The 14,419-nt window shown below is 69.4% G+C and carries 15 protein-coding genes; 11 read left to right on the top strand and 4 right to left on the bottom strand.

What is annotated here, in order from left to right; translation table 11 throughout:
* The first annotated feature begins 43 nt into the window (after positions 1–43).
* Positions 44–811 (top strand): head GIN domain-containing protein, encoded by a 768-nt coding sequence (locus ACFY5A_RS14870; protein ID WP_387235139.1) that lies wholly within the window; start codon positions 44–46, stop codon positions 809–811.
* Between the two features lie 10 nt (positions 812–821).
* Here the strand turns inward: ACFY5A_RS14870 and ACFY5A_RS14865 are convergent, their stop codons facing one another.
* Positions 822–2,450 (bottom strand): hypothetical protein, encoded by a 1,629-nt coding sequence (locus tag ACFY5A_RS14865; RefSeq protein WP_387235136.1) that lies wholly within the window; start codon positions 2,448–2,450, stop codon positions 822–824.
* A gap of 106 nt (positions 2,451–2,556) precedes the next feature.
* Between ACFY5A_RS14865 and ACFY5A_RS14860 the strand changes: the two genes are divergently transcribed.
* A complete protein-coding gene (locus ACFY5A_RS14860; protein ID WP_341942103.1) occupies positions 2,557–2,916 on the top strand; it encodes a YnfA family protein in 360 nt (119 codons plus the stop codon).
* A 1-nt stretch (position 2,917) separates the two neighbouring features.
* Here the strand turns inward: ACFY5A_RS14860 and ACFY5A_RS14855 are convergent, their stop codons facing one another.
* Positions 2,918–4,270 (bottom strand): deoxyribodipyrimidine photo-lyase, encoded by a 1,353-nt coding sequence (locus ACFY5A_RS14855; protein WP_341942104.1) that lies wholly within the window; start codon positions 4,268–4,270, stop codon positions 2,918–2,920.
* 193 nt (positions 4,271–4,463) lie between these two features.
* Between ACFY5A_RS14855 and thrS the strand changes: the two genes are divergently transcribed.
* Together thrS and ACFY5A_RS14845 are read left to right on the top strand one after the other, a co-directional pair.
* Positions 4,464–6,392, top strand: coding sequence for a threonine--tRNA ligase (gene thrS, locus ACFY5A_RS14850; protein ID WP_387235965.1), 1,929 nt, complete (start codon positions 4,464–4,466; stop codon positions 6,390–6,392).
* Entirely contained in the window at positions 6,389–6,937 is a 549-nt protein-coding gene (locus tag ACFY5A_RS14845) for an HIT domain-containing protein (RefSeq protein WP_341942106.1), read from the top strand. Before thrS ends, ACFY5A_RS14845 begins: the two co-directional genes overlap by 4 nt.
* A 110-nt stretch (positions 6,938–7,047) precedes the next feature.
* Here ACFY5A_RS14845 and pdxY read toward each other — a convergent pair whose 3' ends face one another.
* A complete protein-coding gene (gene pdxY / locus ACFY5A_RS14840; RefSeq protein WP_387235132.1) occupies positions 7,048–7,899 on the bottom strand; it encodes a pyridoxal kinase PdxY in 852 nt (283 codons plus the stop codon).
* 46 nt (positions 7,900–7,945) lie between these two features.
* Positions 7,946–9,250: an aminotransferase class I/II-fold pyridoxal phosphate-dependent enzyme gene (locus tag ACFY5A_RS14835; RefSeq protein WP_387235129.1), complete on the bottom strand. Its 1,305-nt coding sequence runs from the start codon at positions 9,248–9,250 to the stop codon at positions 7,946–7,948.
* Between the two features lie 93 nt (positions 9,251–9,343).
* On the opposite strand from ACFY5A_RS14835, the gene pdxS reads away from it, so the two are divergent.
* The 7 genes from pdxS (at position 9,344) to yajC (ending at position 14,386) form a co-directional block, all read left to right on the top strand.
* A complete protein-coding gene (gene pdxS / locus ACFY5A_RS14830) occupies positions 9,344–10,237 on the top strand; it encodes a pyridoxal 5'-phosphate synthase lyase subunit PdxS (protein ID WP_341942107.1) in 894 nt (297 codons plus the stop codon).
* On the top strand, positions 10,227–10,826 hold the full coding sequence (pdxT, locus tag ACFY5A_RS14825; protein WP_341942108.1) for a pyridoxal 5'-phosphate synthase glutaminase subunit PdxT: 600 nt from the start codon (positions 10,227–10,229) through the stop codon (positions 10,824–10,826). The genes pdxS and pdxT overlap by 11 nt, the downstream gene beginning before the upstream one ends.
* A 62-nt stretch (positions 10,827–10,888) precedes the next feature.
* Positions 10,889–11,647, top strand: coding sequence for a YebC/PmpR family DNA-binding transcriptional regulator (locus ACFY5A_RS14820; protein WP_387235123.1), 759 nt, complete (start codon positions 10,889–10,891; stop codon positions 11,645–11,647).
* A 48-nt stretch (positions 11,648–11,695) separates the two neighbouring features.
* Positions 11,696–12,280: a crossover junction endodeoxyribonuclease RuvC gene (gene ruvC / locus ACFY5A_RS14815; RefSeq protein ID WP_387235120.1), complete on the top strand. Its 585-nt coding sequence runs from the start codon at positions 11,696–11,698 to the stop codon at positions 12,278–12,280.
* 9 nt (positions 12,281–12,289) lie between these two features.
* Entirely contained in the window at positions 12,290–12,895 is a 606-nt protein-coding gene (ruvA, locus tag ACFY5A_RS14810) for a Holliday junction branch migration protein RuvA (protein WP_387235117.1), read from the top strand.
* Positions 12,888–13,913 (top strand): Holliday junction branch migration DNA helicase RuvB, encoded by a 1,026-nt coding sequence (ruvB, locus tag ACFY5A_RS14805; RefSeq protein ID WP_105677361.1) that lies wholly within the window; start codon positions 12,888–12,890, stop codon positions 13,911–13,913. The genes ruvA and ruvB overlap by 8 nt, the downstream gene beginning before the upstream one ends.
* Positions 13,914–13,987: 74 nt before the next feature.
* On the top strand, positions 13,988–14,386 hold the full coding sequence (yajC, locus tag ACFY5A_RS14800; protein ID WP_105677360.1) for a preprotein translocase subunit YajC: 399 nt from the start codon (positions 13,988–13,990) through the stop codon (positions 14,384–14,386).
* The last annotated feature ends 33 nt before the right edge of the window (positions 14,387–14,419 follow it).

Below are 14,419 nucleotides of genomic sequence, written 5' to 3'. Positions count from 1 at the left end.
CGGTAGCTGTTCAGCGGCCCGGCGCCTCCGTAGCGTGTCTTCCATGCGCTCCCGTCTGCTGTCCTCCACCGTCATCCTGCTCGCCGTCACCGCCGCCCTGACCGGCTGCGCGGCGTTCGACACGGGGACACGGGTGAGCGAGGACCGACCGATCACGGACATCAACGAGGTGGTGCTGGACACGAGCGGCGATCTCACGATGCGCGTCGGCACCACGCCATCCCTGCGCATCACCGCAGGGGAGAACGTGATCGGCGAGCTCACGTCAGAGATCTCCGATGGGGTGCTGACCCTCGGCATGGAGAAGACGCCCATCGGATGGAACGGTGAGATCCGCTACGAGCTCACGGTGACGACCCTCGAGACTCTCCACGTGCGAGGCTCGGGCGACGCGCAGGTCGACTTCACCGGCGCGACGGCGCCCTCGATCGACGTGCAGGGTTCGGGCGATGTCGAGGCCACAGGCGTCGCCGCGGACTCGGCCTCCGTCGTCGCGGACGGGTCAGGCAGCATCTCCGTCGACGATGTCCAGCTCTCCGAGCTGACCGTCCGCATGACGGGATCCGGGGGCGTCGAGATCGACGGCACGGCCGCCGCCCAGGACGTCGAGGTTGCGGGGTCGGGTGGGTTCAGCGCGGCATCCCTGCGCAGCGACCGCGCCCGCGTGGTCGTCACCGGGTCGGGGGATGCCGATGTCGACGCCCGGCTCTTCCTCGATGTCGTGATCGACGGGAGCGGAGACGTCTCCTACGCGGGGGACCCGAGCGTGACGAAGAGGATCTCCGGCTCGGGGGAGCTGTACCGTCGCTGAACCTCGGAGGTCAGCTCCGGGACCGCGTACGCGAGCTCACCAGGAGCGCAGCCCCTCCCGCGCCCAGCAGGACGGCCAGGGCGCCGAGACCGAGCGCGGCGCGCGCATCTGATCCGGTGGTCGCGAGAGTGCTCCCCGACCCCGGCGAGGTCGGCGCTTCCGGAACGAGGGGACGTGCGGAGACGGTGACCTCTGCGGTGGGCACCGGTGGCTCCACGGACTCTTCCGCGTTCCGGGGCACGACTCCGCGGGCGTTCCCGCTCCAGGAGACGGTTCCCGGACGAGGCCCTGATGCCGTCGCGCGGAACGTGTAGGTCACCACGAGCGTCTCGCCGGGGCCGACGATGCCGGTCCAGCGGACGGCGCGGCCGTCCACCGTCACGGCACCGGAACTCGCGTCCGCATCGCGGAGGAGGACGGAGGCGTCGTTCGCGGCGAGGAGGTCGGCGACGTTCACGTCGAGCGGGGTGTTGCCGGTGTTCGCGATGGTGAGAGCGACCCGTCCGGTCGTCTCTCCGGGGGCGGCGGTGTCGGGGGTCACTGCGCGGTCCACGGACAGCGCCGGAGAGATCGGGGCACCGGAGGCCGCTCCGCCCGAGCCGGCGAAGAAGGCGAGAGTGGACAGCCCTCCCACTCCGTTCCCCCCGCCCTGGTGCCCGCCGACCGATCCGGTCACGATACGGGTGCCGGCGCCGAACACCTTCCGTCCCTGAAGCGGGAGGGCGGTGTTGGGAGCGTCGAACAGCGAGGGGCCCGCCGAGACGAGGTCGTACGCCTGTTCGACGACGATGTATCCGGTCGGAGAACCGGTGACCGTGACGCCGAACACCGGCCCGCCATCGTGCGTCTCCTGCTCGTCTACCGTGTAGTCGACGCCGTCCTGCCACAGGGATGCCGGATCCGTGAACCCGTCCAGGGTGGCGGGGAGCTCGTCCAGCCCGAACACCCGGGTGGTTCCGCTGACAGGGGCGAGTCTTCCGGTCCAGTCGCTCGCGCCGCCCACTCCGATCCACTGACCGCCATCTTCGGCGAACTCGGGGACGGCCTCGACGACGGAGCGTGCGAGGAAGCGCAGGGAGCCGGTCGGGCTCGGGACCCACGTTCCCACGGTGCCGGCGGGGTTCCAGGCGAGTCCCGTGTAGGAGGCGCTGAGCGGGAACACGAGGCCGTCGGCCGCGGCCTGAGCCGTGAGCGTGTCTTTCCCCGGGCCCACGGAGTCGGCGCTGACGAAGATCGCGAGCTCGGCCTGCAGATCGACGACCGCGGCGGCTGCGGCGGAGTACGTGACGGTGATGCGGTGTCCGTCGGGTGACACGGCGAAGGTCGCGAGCTCCACCCCGTCCTCATCGCGCAGCGCGCCGGGAGCGGCCGCCGCAGTGAGATTCGCGGAGAGGTCGATGTTCGTGGCTTCGCCTGGCACGGGATCGGCGTCGGAGAGATCGATGCGCAGCGCCCAGGTCGGGTACGCGGTGGACGGCCAGGACGGCTCGCCGGGGAAGTACGGCTCCAGCGACACGGCCACGACCGGAGTCACGTCGTCGGAGGGAGCGACCGCGGCGACCGCGGCCGTCGGCAGCGCGACGATTGCGATGGCGAGAAGGCCGGTGACGGCGGCGGGGCGGGAGCGGACAGAGCGCATGGCAGGGCCTATCGGGTGCAGTGGGGGAGACGGGGATGCGATCAGCTCCCCGTGATCACCGTATCGATCAGGACGGTGAGCGCGGGAACCCTGGAACACTGAACGCATGACCGTTCTGCGCATCAGCATCCTGTTCCTGCTCGCGGCCGTCGCGGAGATCGGCGGCGCCTGGCTGATCTGGCAGACCGTGAAGGAGGACCGCGGGTGGCTGTTCGCCGTGTTCGGAGTGATGGCCCTCGGAGCGTACGGATTCATTGCCGCGCTGCAACCCGATGCGAACTTCGGGCGAGTGCTCGCGTGCTATGGCGGTGTGTTCATCGCCGGCTCCCTGGCGTGGGGCATCATCGTCGACGGATTCCGGCCCACGACATGGGACTGGGTGGGTTCGACCGTCGCGCTGGTCGGTGCGGCGATCATCGTGTTCGCTCCGACGGCTGGCGGCGCGAGCGAGCCGGCAGCGCTGTGAGTCAGGGGAGATCCGCGGAGGTTCGTTTCATCCGCTCATAGGCCGCGAGAGCCGCTTTCCTCGTGGCGCCCAGGTCGACGATCGGCGTCGTGAGGAGGGAATCCCCGGCCCATCGTTCGACATAGCGGGACTGCGGATCGAACTTCTTCGCCTGAAGCTCAGGGTTGAAGACCCGGAAGTAGGGCGCGGCATCGGCGCCGGACCCGGCAACCCACTGCCAGTTGAAGGGGTTGCTCGCCTCGTCCGCGTCGACGAGCGTGTCCCAGAACCACTCCTCGCCGAGCCGCCAATCGATCAGCAGATTCTTCACCAGGAACGACGCGGCCACCATCCTGACGCGGTTGTGCATGAATCCGGTGCTCCAGAGCTCCCGCATCCCGGCATCCACCAGCGGCACGCCGGTGCGTCCCTGCTGCCACGCGGTGAGCTGTTCGACGTCGACCGGCGGCCAGGGGAAGGCGTCGAAGGACGGGCGCAGGTTGCGGGTCGCCAGATCGGGGAAGTGGAAGAGGGTGTGCCAGGCGAACTCCCGCCATCCGAGCTCGGCGAGGAACTTCCCTGTCCCCGGTGCGCCCGCGGCGCTGTGCCACACGGTGAACGGGCTCAGCTCGCCCCAGCGCAGTCGAGGAGAGAGCAGCGAGGTCATTCCCGCCGCGGGCTCATCACGCGTCCGTTCGTAGTCGTCGACGTCTTCCGTGAGGAACTGAGCGAGGCGGTCGATCGCTGCGGGCTCGCCGGGTGTCCACGTCTCTCGCAGACCTCCGGCCCAATCAGGGGACGACGGGCGCAGAGCCCACCCGGCGATGTCGTCGGATTCGAGAGCGGGTGGGATGCCGACGAAGTCGTCAGGTTCCGGCAGCGGATGCCGGGGCGCCGGAAGCGCCTGGCAGGCGCGCCAGAACGGAGTGAAGACGGAGAAATGGGTGCCCCCGCCCGTCCTGACCATCCACGGCTCGTGCAGAAGCGACGCCGAGAAGGACTCGACCAGAAGACCGGCCTCGCGCAGGGAGGACTTCAGGGCGCCGTCGATGTCGCGCTCGGCCGCCCCGTAGCGCCGGTTCCAGTACACGGCGCCGGCGGAGCTCTCCCGAACCACATCCTCGACGACCCGTGACACGGGGCCTCGCCTCAGCACCAGGGGCACGCCCTTCTCGCCGAGCCGCTCCGCCAACGACGCCAGCGAGTGGTGCAGCCACCAGCGAGCAGCCCCTCCCAGGACCCGGACACCGGGTGATTCCTCATCGAGCACGTACAGCGCGATGGTCGGCTCCCCGCGGCGCGAGGCCGCGAGCAGGGCCGGGTTGTCCGCGATTCGGAGATCATCGCGCAGCCAGACGATCGTGGGAGAGGGCATATCTCATTGTCCCCTCTGCGTGCTCTTCACCGCGGAGCTCCCCACGGTTCGCCCGATTCCGAGGGCGAGAGCGGTCTGAAGCACCCGGTCGTGCGGGTAGCCTGGATTCCTGACCCAGATGGAGTGCTCAGTGCCTGAAAACGCCCAGCCGAAAGACGGCTTCGCCCTGTTCTCTGACCGATCCGTCGTCGCGATGCGCGTCGGCGGCGTCCTCAAGGACCTCGCCACCACCGTGACCGACGCCGACGAGGTCGAGCCCGTCACCATCGACAGCCCCGACGGGCTGAACATCCTGCGTCACTCGGCCGCTCACGTGCTCGCCCAGGCGGTGCAGCGCATCAATCCCCAGGCGAACCTCGGCATCGGCCCGCCCATCACCGACGGGTTCTACTACGACTTCGGCGTGGACACGCCCTTCACCCCCGAAGACATCAAGGCCATCACCAAGGAGATGCAGCGCATCGTCCGCGAGGGCCAGCGCTTCGTGCGCCGCGTCGTCACCGACGATGAGGCGCGCGCCGAACTCGCCGATGAGCCGTTCAAGCTCGAGCTCATCGGGCTCAAGGGGTCGAACGCCGACGCAGCCGAGGGCGCGTCCGTCGAGGTCGGCGATGGCGAGCTCACGATCTACGACAACACGACCCGAGACGGCGAGGTGGTCTGGAAGGACCTCTGCCGCGGGCCGCATCTGCCCAACACGCGGATGATCGGCAACGGCTGGGACCTCACCCGCATCGCCGCGGCGTACTGGCGCGGCAGCGAGAAGAACCCGCAGCTGCAGCGCATCTACGGCACGGCCTGGCCGTCCAAGGACGAGCTGCGCGCGTATCAGGAGCGCCTCGCCGAGGCCGAGCGTCGGGACCACCGCAAGCTCGGCGCGGAGATGGACCTGTTCTCCTTCCCCGACGAGATCGGCTCCGGTCTCGCGGTGTTCCACCCGAAGGGCGGCATCATCCGCTACGAGATCGAGGAGAACCTGCGCCGTCACCTGCTGCGCAACGGGTACGACCTCGTGAACAGCCCGCACATCACGAAGAAGGATCTCTTCATGACGTCGGGTCACCTGCAGACGTACGCCGACGGCATGTTCCCTCCGATGCACCTCGACGAGATCGTCGACGAGGAGGGGAACATCACGCGGCAGGGGCAGGACTACTACCTGAAGCCCATGAACTGCCCGTTCCACAACCTCGTCTTCCGTTCGCGTGGACGTTCGTACCGCGAGCTGCCGCTGCGGCTCGCCGAGTTCGGCACCGTCTACCGATACGAGAAGAGCGGCACGCTGTCCGGCCTGACCCGCGTCCGAGGGCTGACGCAGGACGACGCGCACATCTACGTGGCCCAGGATCAGGTCAAGGAGGAGCTCACCACCAACCTGAACCTCGTCCTGGACCTCCTGCGCGACTACGGGCTCAACGACTTCTACCTCGAGCTGTCCACGAACGAGGAGGGGAACCCGAAGTTCCTCGGAGAGCCCGAGCAGTGGGCCACGGCCATCGAGACCCTGCGCGAGGTCGCCGTCGCATCCGGCCTCGAGCTCGTCGCCGATCCCGGCGGCGCGGCCTTCTACGGTCCCAAGATCTCTGTGCAGGCGCGCGACGCGATCGGCCGCACGTGGCAGATGTCGACGATCCAGCTGGACTTCAACCAGCCCGATCGCTTCGAGCTCGAGTACACCGGATCCGACGGGCAGAAGCACCGTCCGGTGATGATCCACCGCGCCCTGCTGGGTTCGGTCGAGCGCTTCTTCGCGATCCTCCTCGAGCACTACGCGGGAGACTTCCCGCTGTGGCTGGCGCCGAGCCAGGTCGTCGGCATCCCGGTGGCCGAGCAGTACGGCGACTACCTCGACGATGTGATCGGCCAGCTGCGCGCGGCGGGAGTGCGCGCAGACGTCGACCACTCCGACGACCGCATGCAGAAGAAGATCCGCAACCACACGACGGCGAAGGTCCCCGTGATCCTCATCGTCGGCGAGCAGGACAGGGCCGCTGGTACGGTCTCGTTCCGCTTCCGCGACGGCACGCAGGAGAACGGCGTGCCGGTGGCGGATGCCGTGCGCCGGATCACCGCGGCGATCTCCTCGCACGCGCTGGTGCTGAAAGCAGGGGACCTGGCGTGACCTCGGGTTCTGAGTCGTTGGAGGACGCCGGTCATCTGGCCGGCGTCCCCGACGAGTTCCAGAGGCTGTGGACCCCGCACCGGATGGCGTACATCCAGGCGGGCCCTGAGCCGCTGCGCGAGGAGTGCCCGTTCTGCGAGGCGCCGAAGCACCCGGACCCGGAGAGGCTGATCGTGGCACGGGGCGAGACCGCCTATGTGCTGCTGAACCTGTTCCCGTACAACTCCGGCCACATGCTCGTGTGCCCGTACCGGCACATCGCGACCTACGATCAGGCGACGCCGGAGGAGGTCGCCGAGATCGGCGCTCTCACCCAGACCGCGATGCGCGTGCTGCGCGAGGTGTCACGCTGCGACGGCTTCAACCTGGGCATGAACCAGGGCGCCGTCGCCGGGGCCGGCGTCGACGCCCATCTGCACCAGCACGTGGTGCCGCGATGGACGTCGGACGCCAACTTCTTCCCGATCATCGCCAAGACGAAGGCGCTGCCGCAGCTGCTCGGCGAGGTGCGCGAGGCCGTCGCGAACGCCTGGCCCTCCGCCTGAGCCTCACACGTTTCGTCTCGTCGCTGCGCTCCTCGCTCAACGACCAGACGCGGGAGTCCGGTCGTTGAGCGAGCGAGTGCAGCGAGACGAAGCGCGGTAGCGTCCGCGCCTCAGCGCACCTGGCGTGCGGTGAACTGGAGTCGCGGGTTCGCATAGAACTCCTGCGCCTCGATGAGCTGCAGCTCGCGTTCGCCCGACTCGAGGGTCAACGACAGCAGGTCGAACACGCTCGACACCGTGCGCTCCAGCGCCGTCTGCGCGCTGCCTGTCTGCACGTAGTGGGCGGTGAACAGTGCGGCGGTGACGTCGCCGGAGCCGTTGGCCTTCATCGGAAGGCGCGGGGTCTGGACGATCCACGCACCGGTCGCGTCGGCGACGAGCATCTCGATCGTGCCCTCTTCGCGGTCGGGTCGCTCGACGCTGGTGACCAGCACGGTCGAGGGGCCCATGGCCATCGCGAGGTCGACGGAGGCGAGGGTCGACTCCAGGGTGTCGGGCTCGGTCTCGGTGAGGAAGCCCAGCTCGAACTGGTTCGGCGTGATGATGTCGGCGACGGGGACGACCTTCTCGCGGAGCAGGATCGGAATCGCGGGAGCGACGAAGCAACCGGACTTCGCGTTACCCATTACCGGATCGCACGCGTAGACGGCCTCCGGGTTGGCGGCCTTGACTCGGGCCACGGCGTCGATGATGACGTCGCCGATGCCCTCTCCGCCCTGGTAGCCGCTGAGCACCGCGTCGATCTCGCCGAAGACGCCGCGCTCCTCGATGCCGGTGATGACCTCGGCGACATCGGCCGGCGCGATGAGCGGGCCGCGCCAGGCGCCGTAGCCGGTGTGGTTGGAGAAGTTCACCGTGTAGACCGGGAGCACCTCGACGCCGATGCGCTGCAGCGGGAAGACGGCCGCCGAGTTGCCGACGTGGCCGTATGCGACGGCGGACTGGATGGAGAGGACCTTCATTCTCCGATCCTTTCGTTCAGAGCGGGCCGGAGACCGCGGGGGTGGATCATCGCACTGCCGCGACGAGGTCGGTGACGAGCGTCGCCGCATCGTCGTCGGAGAGATCGTGGACGGTGAGGCGCAGGTGGCGCGACGGCTCTGCCCTGTCGTCGAGAGCGAAGTCGTCACCCGTGCGGGCCAGCCAGCCGCGCCGCATGAGGCGCTCGGCGACCGTGCGCGCGGCGATCGGCAGGGCGACCCACAGGCTCAGTCCGTCTGATGCGGCGGCCTCGATGCCGTGCTCTCGCAGGCGGGTCGCGAAGTCGTCGTTCTTGGCCGCGTAGTGCTCGGATGCCGCCGCGATCCTCGCTGCCACGGTCTCGTCGGTCAGCTGCGCGAGGGTCAGGCGCTGCAGCAGGTGGCTCACCCAGGTGGTGCCGGGGCTCAGCCGCATCGCGAGACGCTCTGCGGTCTCGGGATCGGTCGCCGCCACGGCCAGGCACATGTCGGGACCCAGGAACTTCGAGACCGAGCGCACGAGCGCGAACCGTCGATGCGCGGGGCCGATCAGGGTCTCGTAGGGGCGGCGCGACAGCATCGAGAAGTGATCGTCCTCGATGATCAGCACGTACGGGTGCGCGGCGAGCGCGGTGCGCAGCTCCGCCGCCCGGCGGGCGCTGAGGCTCGCCCCGGTGGGGTTCTGCGCGCGGGGTGTGCAGATCACCGCGCGGACGCCGGCGTCGAGTGCGGCCCGCAGACCGTCGACCGTCATGCCCTCTTCGTCGACGGGCACGGGGACGGCACGGTATCCGCCGAGCCGGACGGTGTGGATGCTGGCCAGGAAGCACGGATCCTCGAGCGCGACGGCGTCGTCGCGCATGAGAGCCTGCGCGAGCAGGCGCTCCACGGCATCCACCGCACCGCTGGTGATCGTGATGCGGAAGTCGGCGTCGCCGAGGTCTGCGGCGACCCAGTCGTGCGCCCACTCGTCGAGCCCGCGGTCGATCACCGGCTCTCCGTAGAGCACCGGGCGGCCGGCGAGGGTGGCGAGTGCGGGGGATGGGTCCGGGATCAGCCGAGGATCCGGGTTTCCGGTTCCGACATCGCGGAGCACCGTGTCGGCGGCGTATCCCTCCTGGGCGACGGACTCGTGTCCGGCGACGACGGTCCCCGCGCGGCCACGCGACACGACGAGTCCCGCCTGGGCCAGCTGACGATACGCGGCGACCGCCGTGTTGCGATTGACGCCGAGGGTCGAGGCGAGCTCACGCACCGGAGGCAGGACGCTGCCCGCACGCAGTAGGCCGCGGTCGCGCAGCCCGCGCACGCTGTCGGCGATCTCCGCCGCTGTGCTCCCTGTGATGTCCGTCATGAGTCCTCGTGACCGATTCTAGGTCGTTCCGGACAGTGCTATCTTTTGACATAGATCAAAACGAGCTTTGGTTCATCCTGACAGGAGCCCCTCATGACCGAACAGACCACCACCGGATCCTCGCGCGTCAAGCGCGGGCTCGCCGAGATGCTCAAGGGCGGCGTCATCATGGACGTCGTCACCGCCGAGCAGGCGAAGATCGCCGAAGACGCCGGCGCCGTCGCCGTGATGGCCCTCGAGCGCGTTCCCGCCGACATCCGCGCCCAGGGCGGCGTGTCGCGCATGAGCGACCCCGACATGATCGACAGCATCATCGACGCGGTCTCGATCCCCGTGATGGCGAAGGCGCGCATCGGCCACTTCGTCGAGGCCCAGGTGCTGCAGGAGCTCGGTGTCGACTACATCGACGAGTCCGAGGTGCTCTCCCCGGCCGACTACGTCAACCACATCGACAAGTACGGCTTCACGGTGCCCTTCGTGTGCGGCGCCACCAACCTCGGCGAGGCGCTGCGCCGCATCAACGAGGGCGCGGCGATGATCCGCTCCAAGGGTGAGGCGGGCACCGGAGACGTCTCCGAGGCGATGAAGCACATCCGCAGGATCCGCGGCGAGATCGCCGCGCTCACCGCGCTCCCGAAGGACGAGCTGTTCGTCGCCGCCAAGGAGCTGCAGGCGCCGTACGAGCTGGTCGCCGAGATCGCCGAGACCGGCACGCTCCCCGTCGTGCTGTTCGTGGCGGGCGGCGTGGCCACCCCCGCGGATGCCGCCATGATGATGCAGCTCGGTGCCGACGGCGTCTTCGTCGGCTCCGGCATCTTCAAGTCGGGCAACCCCGCAGAGCGCGCGAAGGCCATCGTCAAGGCCACGACGTTCTTCGACGACCCGAAGGTCATCGCCGAGGTGTCCCGCGGACTCGGCGAAGCCATGGTCGGCATCAACGTCTCCGACCTCCCCGCACCGCACCGCCTCGCCGAGCGTGGCTGGTAGCCCGAAGGTCGGCGTGCTCGCGCTGCAGGGCGACGTGCGCGAGCACGCCGCCCTGCTCGCCGGTCTCGGCGCCGAGGTCGTGCTCGTGCGCCGTCCGGAGGAGCTCGCGACGGTGTCGGGGCTCGTGATCCCCGGCGGCGAGTCGAGCGTGATCGACAAGCTCTCCCGGATCTTCGGTCTGCAGGAGCCCATCCGCGAGGCTATCGCCGCGGGGATGCCGGTGCTCGGCACCTGTGCCGGTCTCATCATGTTGGCGGATGCCGTGGTCGATGCGATCGACGGACAGGAGTCGTTCGGCGGGCTCGACGTCGTCGTCCGACGCAACGCCTTCGGCCGCCAGGTCGAGTCCTTCGAGGCCGAGCTCGACGTGCCCGAGCTCGGCACGGGGTCCGTGAAGGCGGCGTTCATCCGTGGACCGGTGGTCGAGAGCGTCGGAGAGGCGGCATCCGTCCTCGCCGCGCTGCCGGACGGCCGCGTCGTCGCCGTCGAGCAGGGCGGTCTGCTCGGGCTCAGCTTCCACCCGGAGATCATGGGGGAGAGCCGCTTCCACGCGCGCTTCCTCGATCGGGTCGCGGCGCGCGCGGCGTGATTCGTTAGACTGGACGATGCCCTGGGCCAGGCGCCCGGGCGGATTCGACGAGCGGGAGACTTATGTCCGGGCATTCCAAGTGGGCCACGACCAAGCACAAGAAGGCGATCATCGATTCGCGGCGTGCGAAGTCGTGGGCGAAGCTCATCAAGAACATCGAGGTCGCGGCCAAGCTCGGCGGCGCCGACCTGCAGGGCAACCCGACGCTGTTCGACGCCGTCCTCAAGGCGAAGAAGACCTCCGTCCCGAAGGACAACATCGACCGCGCCATCAAGCGCGGCGCCGGTATCGGCGGCGAGGCCGTCGAGTACACCTCGATCATGTACGAAGGCTACGGACCCAACGGCGTCGCCCTCATGATCGAGTGTCTGACCGATAACAAGAACCGTGCGGCGGCCGAAGTGCGCACCGCGCTCAGCCGCAACGGCGGCACCCTCGCCGACCCCGGCAGCGTGGCGTACAACTTCAGCCGCAAGGGCGTCATCGTGGTGAGCTCTGAGGGCACCACCGAAGACGACGTCATGATGGCGGCGCTCGAGGCGGGCGCCGAGGAGATCGAGCCGCACGCCGAGGGCTTCGAGATCGTGACCGAGCCGACCGACATGGTCTCGGTGCGCTCGGCCCTCGTCGACGCGGGCATCGAGTACGAGTCGGCCGACGTCGAGTTCGTCCCGAACCTCAAGGTCGAGATCGACGCCGACACGGCGCGCAAGATCTTCCGACTGATCGACGCCCTCGAGGACAGCGAAGACGTGCAGAACGTGTTCACCAACTTCGACCTGTCGGCCGAGGTGCAGGCGGAGCTCGAGAACGACGAGTGACGGGCGCGCCGGGCAGCCGGCGCCGCTGACGGCGCATAGCCTGGAGAGGTGACCTCCTCCACGTTGCGCGTCCTCGGCATCGACCCCGGTCTGACCCGGTGCGGTGTCGGCGTCGTCGACGTCGACCGCGCCCGTCGAGGGACGCTCGTGCACGTCGGCGTGATCCGCTCCGCCGTCGACGCGCCGATCGGCGAACGTCTCGCGACGGTGGCCGCCGGCATCCGCGAGGTGATCGCGGCGCACCGCCCTGACGCGGTCGCCGTCGAGCGCGTGTTCGCTCAGCAGAACAGCCACACGGTGATGGGCACCGCTCAGGCCAGTGGAGTGGCGCTCCTGCTGGCAGCCGAGGCCGGTCTTCCTGCGGCGACCCACACGCCGAGCGAGGTGAAGGCCGCGGTCACGGGCTACGGTTCCGCCGACAAGCGACAGGTGCAGGCGATGATCGCCCGCATCCTCCGTCTCGACGCCCCGCCGCAGCCCGCCGACGCCGCTGACGCGCTCGCGATCGCGCTGTGCCATGCCTGGCGCCGAGGGGCTGCGGGAGTGCCGGGGCAGGACGTGCTGACGCCCGCGCAGAAGGCCTGGGCGGATGCCGAGCGTGTCGCTCGAACGTATGTACGATCCGGTGCCTAGACTGGTGAGATGATCTCCTCGCTGCACGGCATTGTCCTGCACACGACGCCGGACCAGGTCGTCATCGAAGTCGGAGGAGTCGGGTTCTCCGTCGCCGTCCCGGCCGACGTCGCGCACACCGCCGCGATCGGAGAGCGGCTGATGCTGCACACGAGTCTCATCGTCCGCGAGGACGCCCTGTCGCTCTACGGGTTCGCGGATCGCAGCGAACTGGAGGTCTTCGGCCTGCTCATCAGCGTCACCGGTGTCGGACCGAAGTCCGCGCTCGGCGTCCTCTCGCACCTCACGGTCGACCAGATCGCCGAGGCCGTCACCGCGGAGGACGACGCGCCGTTCCGTCGCGTCTCCGGCATCGGTCCGAAGACCGCCAAGCTGATCGTCGTGCAGCTCGCCGGAAAGGTGGCTCCCGTCGGAAGCCCGGCCAGGAAGCCCGCCGCCGGGGGAGTCGACGTGATCGATCAGGTCGCGGCGGCGCTCATCGGGCTCGGCTGGTCCGAGAAGGTCGCCGTCGAGGCGGCGACCCAGACGTCCGCCGACGCTTCGGAGGCCGAGCGCTCGTCCGTCGCGTCGCTCCTGCGCCGCACCCTCGCGATGCTGGGGCCGGCGCGTGTCTGACGCGCGCGACGCGACCGAGCCGGTCGACGAGACAGAGCTCGCCATCGAGGGCGCGCTGCGACCGACCAGTCTCAGCGACTTCGTCGGTCAGCAGAAGGTCCGCGGCCAACTGCAGCTGCTGCTGGACGCCGCCGGCATCCAGAGCCGCCCGGCCGACCACATCCTCCTCGCGGGCCCCCCAGGGCTCGGCAAGACCACTCTGGCCATGATCGTCGCCCACGAGAGCGGGCGTCCGCTGCGGCTCTCCAGCGGCCCGGCGATCCAGCACGCCGGTGACCTGGCCGCCCTGCTGTCGAGCCTGACCCCCGGCGAGGTCCTCTTCATCGACGAGATCCACCGCATGGCGCGCTCGGCCGAGGAGATGCTGTACCTCGCGATGGAGGACTTCCGCATCGACATCATGGTCGGCAAGGGCGCCGGGGCCACGAGCATCCCCCTGGAGCTCGCCCCGTTCACCCTCGTCGGCGCGACGACCCGCTCCGGTCTGCTCCCGAACCCGCTCCGGGATCGCTTCGGCTTCACCGGCCACCTCGAGTTCTACGACGAGTCCGAGCTGGAGCGCGTGATCGACCGATCCGCTCGCGTACTCGGAGTCGATCTGCCCTCTGACTCCCTCGCAGAGATCGCACGGCGCTCCCGTGGCACCCCCCGCATCGCGAACCGCCTCCTCCGGCGCGTCCGCGACTACGCACTCGTGCACGGCGGGGGAGAGGCGACCCTGTCCGGCGTCCGCGCGGCCCTCGAGCTCTACGACGTCGACTCGATCGGCCTCGACCGCCTCGACAGGGCAGTGCTGGAAGCGCTGGTCCGCCGGTTCAAAGGCGGCCCCGTCGGTCTCAGCACGCTCGCCGTCGCGGTCGGCGAAGAGGCCGAGACCGTGGAGAGCGTCGTGGAGCCGTACCTCGTGCGGATCGGCTTCCTCGGTCGCACTCCGCGGGGTCGGATCGCCATGCCGGAGGCCTACGCGCACCTCGGCGTCGCCCGTCGCACCGAAGACGGACTGTTCGATCACCTATAATCGCTGAAGACTTCCTTCCGATCCCCCCTGGTGCACGCCGTCGTCGGCGTGTGCGCGACTGAAAGGCATCCGCGATGGATCCCACACTCATCATGCTCCCGATCCTCGCGGTGCTGATCATCTTCATGTTCGTGAACACCCGCAAGCGTCAGAGGCAGATGAAGGCCGACCAGGAGGCTAAGGCGACGAAGACCGTCCCCGGCGCCAAGGTCCTGCTCCAGGGCGGCATCTTCGGGACGATCGTGGCCTACGACCCGATCGACCTGGACGAGCCGGCTCTGGTGGAGATCGCACCCGGCACGATCATCGAGGTGCACAGCCAGGCGATCCTGCGGGTCGTCGAGCCCAAGGACGCCATCGCGGACGACGTGACGGATGCCGTCGACGAGACGCCCGCCGCTGACGCCGCTCCCGGCATCGAGACGGCCGAGGAGACGCGCGCGCGTCTCGAGCGCGACGCGGACGACAAGTAATCCTCCTCAGGACCATGGCGCCGCACCGGCGCT

The organism is Microbacterium sp. NPDC012755 (genome assembly GCF_042901325.1).
Classification (GTDB): domain Bacteria; phylum Actinomycetota; class Actinomycetes; order Actinomycetales; family Microbacteriaceae; genus Microbacterium; species Microbacterium natoriense.
The sequence above is the reverse complement of the archived record's forward strand: the minus strand, read 5'-3'. Positions and strand labels throughout refer to the sequence as shown.

What these genes read in the sequence shown, in the direction of transcription:
- ACFY5A_RS14870 (WP_387235139.1), top strand. Translation starts at nt 44, where the DNA reads ATGCGCTCCCGTCTGCTGTCCTCCACCGTCATCCTGCTCGCCGTCACC.
- ACFY5A_RS14865 (WP_387235136.1), bottom strand. Translation starts at nt 2,450, where the DNA reads ATGCGCTCTGTCCGCTCCCGCCCCGCCGCCGTCACCGGCCTTCTCGCC.
- ACFY5A_RS14860 (WP_341942103.1), top strand. Translation starts at nt 2,557, where the DNA reads ATGACCGTTCTGCGCATCAGCATCCTGTTCCTGCTCGCGGCCGTCGCG.
- ACFY5A_RS14855 (WP_341942104.1), bottom strand. Translation starts at nt 4,270, where the DNA reads ATGCCCTCTCCCACGATCGTCTGGCTGCGCGATGATCTCCGAATCGCG.
- thrS (WP_387235965.1), top strand. Translation starts at nt 4,464, where the DNA reads ATGCGCGTCGGCGGCGTCCTCAAGGACCTCGCCACCACCGTGACCGAC.
- pdxY (WP_387235132.1), bottom strand. Translation starts at nt 7,899, where the DNA reads ATGAAGGTCCTCTCCATCCAGTCCGCCGTCGCATACGGCCACGTCGGC.
- ACFY5A_RS14835 (WP_387235129.1), bottom strand. Translation starts at nt 9,250, where the DNA reads ATGACGGACATCACAGGGAGCACAGCGGCGGAGATCGCCGACAGCGTG.
- pdxS (WP_341942107.1), top strand. Translation starts at nt 9,344, where the DNA reads ATGACCGAACAGACCACCACCGGATCCTCGCGCGTCAAGCGCGGGCTC.
- ACFY5A_RS14820 (WP_387235123.1), top strand. Translation starts at nt 10,889, where the DNA reads ATGTCCGGGCATTCCAAGTGGGCCACGACCAAGCACAAGAAGGCGATC.
- ruvA (WP_387235117.1), top strand. Translation starts at nt 12,290, where the DNA reads ATGATCTCCTCGCTGCACGGCATTGTCCTGCACACGACGCCGGACCAG.
- yajC (WP_105677360.1), top strand. Translation starts at nt 13,988, where the DNA reads ATGGATCCCACACTCATCATGCTCCCGATCCTCGCGGTGCTGATCATC.